The 2,567-nt window shown below is 43.4% G+C and carries 3 protein-coding genes; all 3 read left to right on the top strand.

Features of this window, described 5'->3' with window-relative positions:
* Positions 1 to 1,125, top strand: a 1,125-nt coding sequence (gene argH, locus VL525_RS15040) for an argininosuccinate lyase (protein WP_325387855.1), incomplete at its 5' end; no start/stop codon positions are given.
* Positions 1,126 to 1,182: 57 nt separating this feature from the next.
* Positions 1,183 to 2,289, top strand: a complete 1,107-nt coding sequence (locus tag VL525_RS15035; protein WP_325387854.1) for a TlpA disulfide reductase family protein — start codon at positions 1,183 to 1,185, stop codon at positions 2,287 to 2,289.
* Positions 2,290 to 2,297: 8 nt separating this feature from the next.
* Entirely contained in the window at positions 2,298 to 2,498 is a 201-nt protein-coding gene (locus VL525_RS15030; protein WP_325387853.1) for a YwbE family protein, read from the top strand.
* The last annotated feature ends 69 nt before the right edge of the window (positions 2,499 to 2,567 follow it).

Below are 2,567 nucleotides of genomic sequence, written 5' to 3'. Positions count from 1 at the left end.
CAGAAAGGTAATTTTACCATCGAAGCGGGTGTTGAAGACGTCCACTCGCAAGTGGAGTTGTTACTTACCCAACGTATTGGCGACGCCGGTAAAAAGATCCATAGCGGCCGCTCACGTAATGACCAGGTTTTGGTGGACCTGAAACTATTCTTCAGACACGAGCTACAACAGGTGGTCGAAGAAACACAAACGCTATTTAATCAACTAATCGCGCTCAGCGAAAAATATAAAGACATTTTACTACCGGGCTATACGCACTTACAAGTGGCCATGCCATCGTCATTCGGACTGTGGTTTGGCGCATACGCCGAAAGTTTGGTGGATGACCTGGAACTGTTATTAGCAGCTTATAAAATCACTAATAAAAACCCATTAGGCTCGGCAGCTGGGTATGGCTCATCGTTTCCGCTGAATCGTACCATGACCACCCAACTGCTGGGTTTTGAAAGCCTGAACTACAACGTAGTTTATGCGCAAATGGGTCGTGGTAAAACCGAGCGTATCATCGCGCAAGCGCTATCATCAATAGCTGCCACCTTAGGCAAAATGGCGATGGATCAGGCGCTATATCTGAGCCAGAACTTTGCCTTTGTAAGCTACCCGGATACGCTGACCACCGGTAGCAGTATCATGCCGCACAAAAAGAACCCGGATGTTTGGGAGATTATGCGTGGTAAATGTAACCGCCTGCAAGCCTTGCCAACCGATGTGGCCATGATGACCACCAACTTACCTTCAGGCTATCACCGCGAAATGCAATTGCTGAAAGAGCTGCTGTTCCCGGCTTTTGCCGAGATCAAGAACTGCCTGCACATGGCTACCTTCATGCTGCAAAACGTGAGCGTGAATACTGACATTCTGAACGATTCTAAATATGCCTACCTATTCAGTGTTGAAGAGGTTAACCGCATGGTACTGGAAGGCACACCGTTCCGCGATGCTTACAAACAGGTGGGACTGGCTATTGAAAAAGGCGAATTTAATCCGGACAAAACAGTAAATCATACCCACGAAGGCAGCATAGGCAACTTAATGAATACGCAGATCACTGAGGCGATGAATAAGGTTGTGGGACAGTTTAAGTTTGATGTGGTAGCAGAAGCAGTCAATAAACTGATTGAATAAATTGATTTAAAGCTTTTTATTGCTTAGGTTAGTATAACCAATGACTAACCTAAGCCCATGAAACGAAATCAACTTTTTAATTTTTTTTTATGGGTTTTGATGTTCGCGCTATGCGCATGTCATCACGACGATAAAAACATTACCATAAAAGCCCACATTAAAGGCCTTGCGTCAAAGCAGATCTACTTTTACAACATTTTCCCGGTAGGAAATAAGCCGCCGTTTGACTCAGTAAAAGTCACCGGCGAACAATTTGTTTATCATTTAAAATGTGACACTATATTTCAGCCCCGTCTCATCCGTATCGGAACCAGTTCGAGCGACCCAAAATCAGATCTGCCCGTAATTGATCCTATAAAATCAAAAAAAGGTAACAAAAATTACTCCGAAAGTTTCCTGATGGAGACCGGCATTACAGAAATTACCGGCGACCTAAGCAAAGACCGGGGGATAAATGTAAAAGGTGGTATTCAAAATGATTTCTTTTTCAGACATCGGGATTTACCATACATTAATCTCAGCCATAACGCAGCCAAACGCAGGGCCCAAATAAACCGATTCATCGAAACTGTAAAACAAACGCCAAATGCTTATTGGGCTTTTTATACTTTAAACAACTGGGCGCTCTCAACAACTAATGACGAATTGAAACAGCTTTACACGGCGTTTGATGAAAGCGCCCAAAACAGTTATGAGGGCCGAAAAATTAAAGAGATCCTGGATACCCGTCCGGCTGAAAATGCTAAACGACCCAATGCCATGCTGTTAGATATTGATGGTAACTCAAAGCCCATGATCGATGCATCCAAAAAAGTTAACATGATTGTATTTTGGGCGAGCTGGTGCCACCCATGCCGCCAGGAAATACCTGTTATTAAACAGCTTGCCGCAAAAATCAAAGACAAGCGTTTCCGATTAGTAAGTGTTTCCATCGATAAAAAAACAACCGAATGGAAAAACGCTTTGGCTAAAGAACAAATGCCATGGCAACAACTTAATGCCCAAAACGCAACGATGGATCGCTTAAAAATTCAATATAATATTAACTTTATCCCCCAAATTTATTTGATAGACGGCAATGGAAAATTGCTGAGGAGGGTGTCGGGCATGGATGAAAAGTCACTCGATCAAATGGATCAAACCATTAACGGCTATCTGAATTAATATATTGAATGAACGGACAAAACAGAAAAGATATACACCCCGGCCTTGAGGTTGATATCATTCTTAAAAAAGACCAGCGCAGCGGCGCGTTAACACGGGGTATTGTAAAGGATTTGCTTACCAGCGCGGCTTATCACTCGCGCGGCATTAAGGTGAGATTAGAAGATGGGCAAATAGGCCGCGTAGCTTTTATTGTTGAGGAGGAATAGCGTATATTGCCATCGCTGATTAAAACCTATGGCAAAGCGAACTCTCAAACAGATCACCAAATTACCCAA

The sequence above is a fragment of the Mucilaginibacter sp. genome, assembly GCF_035492695.1.
GTDB lineage: Bacteria > Bacteroidota > Bacteroidia > Sphingobacteriales > Sphingobacteriaceae > Mucilaginibacter.
This window is presented reverse-complemented; position numbering and strand designations above follow the sequence as displayed.